The organism is Thermomonospora sp. CIF 1, assembly GCF_001896795.1.
Taxonomy (GTDB): Bacteria; Actinomycetota; Actinomycetes; order Streptosporangiales; family Streptosporangiaceae; genus Thermomonospora; species Thermomonospora curvata.
Genome location: NZ_MOYN02000029.1, coordinates 1 through 1,410, shown reverse-complemented (window position 1 = coordinate 1,410; position 1,410 = coordinate 1). Strand labels below are relative to the sequence as shown.

Genomic DNA, 1,410 nt, shown 5'->3' with positions numbered 1-1,410 from the left:
ATCGCCGCCGAACGCAACCGCCTGAAGTTCACCGACGTCCCCACCCCCACCGGAGCCGACAAACAACGCCCCGCCATCGACAAGATCGTCAAAGAATCCCCCGACCTGGTGCTGCTGAGCACCAGCCCCCGGGACACCGCCGTCCTGATCGGCCAGGCCGCGGCACGCGGCTACCGGGGCCGCTTCATCGGCAGCAGCCCCAGCTGGACCAAGGAACTTCTCGGCATCAAGACCCGGCCCGCCGCCGAGGCCATCCGCACCCGTTTCCTGCAGGCCGCGCCCTGGAAGCCGTTCGCCACCGACACCCCCGGCCATGCCGCCATGCGCGCCGCCCTCGGCAAGGTGGACCCCAACGACGCCTACACCACCGGGTGGATCTGGTCCTATCCGCTCAAGACCGTCCTGCAAAAGGCCATCGACCAAAACAGGCTCACCCGCGCCGGGCTCTACCAGACCCTGCGCAACCTCGGCGCCGTGGACTACGAAGGGATGCTGAGCACCGAGCGGGGCGCCTACCCCGGCGTGGCCGCCACGTCGTTCCGCGCCACGACGCTGAACGTTCCCGACGACAACGCCCACACCGGCGTCAGGACGGCCCGGGACTTCTTCACCGGTCCCACCGCCCGCCGCCATGTGATGACCGAGCCCTGCTTCAAGGCCTCCTGAGCCCGCGGATCCCGGCCCGGGAGCGCTCCATCAACGATCGTCTGGAGAGGTACGTGCGTCCATCCCCCAAGCATCCCGCCCCTGTACGTTCGTCCCTGCTGCGCCTGGGTTCGGCCGCGGCGGCGCTCGTCCTCGCCCTGGCGGCGTGCGGCGGCGGCCCGCAGGACAAGGGCGCGGCGGCCCCGGTACCGGGGGTGACCGACGAGCCCTGCCCGAAAGCGGTCAACCCCGACAACGGCTGCATCTACCTGGGCATCATCTCCGACCTCAGCAGCGGGCCGTTCCGTCTCATCGGTTCTTCGACCACGGCCGCTCAGGCTACGACATCGACGCCACCACCTACGTCCGCGACAACAAGTACGACGTGGCCACCCACAAGCGGGCCTACCAAGAGATCCGCACCAAGGTCCTGGCACTGGCGCAGACCCTGGGATCGCCGATGACCACGGAGATCCTGCCGCTGCTGAAGAAGGACAAGATGGTGGCGTCCACTGTTTCGTGGACGTCGCTGTGGGAGTTCGAAGACATTCTCATCACGCGGTGGAGGCCTGGGGCATCGACAGCGTCATGGCCGTCCACTACCCCGGCGACTACGGCGGGGACGCCGCCGGCGGCGCCCGCATCGCCGCCGAACGCAACCGCCTGAAGTTCACCGACGTCCCCACCCCCACCGGAGCCGACAAACAACGCCCCGCCATCGACAAGATCGTCAAAGAATCCCCCGACCTGGTGCTGCTGAGCACC

The 1,410-nt window shown here is 68.7% G+C and carries 2 protein-coding genes and 1 pseudogene; 2 read left to right on the top strand and 1 reads right to left on the bottom strand.

Going from position 1 to position 1,410, the window contains the following annotated elements:
• Window positions 1-666, top strand: a 666-nt coding sequence (locus BUE48_RS24420; RefSeq protein WP_286991135.1) for an ABC transporter substrate-binding protein, incomplete at its 5' end; no start/stop codon positions are given.
• Between the two features lie 384 nt (window positions 667-1,050).
• Here BUE48_RS24420 and BUE48_RS24415 read toward each other — a convergent pair.
• Window positions 1,051-1,194 (bottom strand): hypothetical protein, encoded by a 144-nt coding sequence (locus BUE48_RS24415; protein WP_286991134.1) that lies wholly within the window; start codon window positions 1,192-1,194, stop codon window positions 1,051-1,053.
• Window positions 1,195-1,206: 12 nt separating this feature from the next.
• On the opposite strand from BUE48_RS24415, the pseudogene BUE48_RS24410 reads away from it, so the two are divergent.
• Window positions 1,207-1,410, top strand: a pseudogene (locus BUE48_RS24410) (ABC transporter substrate-binding protein); the annotation flags it as partial.

What these genes read in the sequence shown, in the direction of transcription:
- BUE48_RS24415 (WP_286991134.1), bottom strand. Translation starts at nt 1,194, where the DNA reads ATGTCTTCGAACTCCCACAGCGACGTCCACGAAACAGTGGACGCCACC.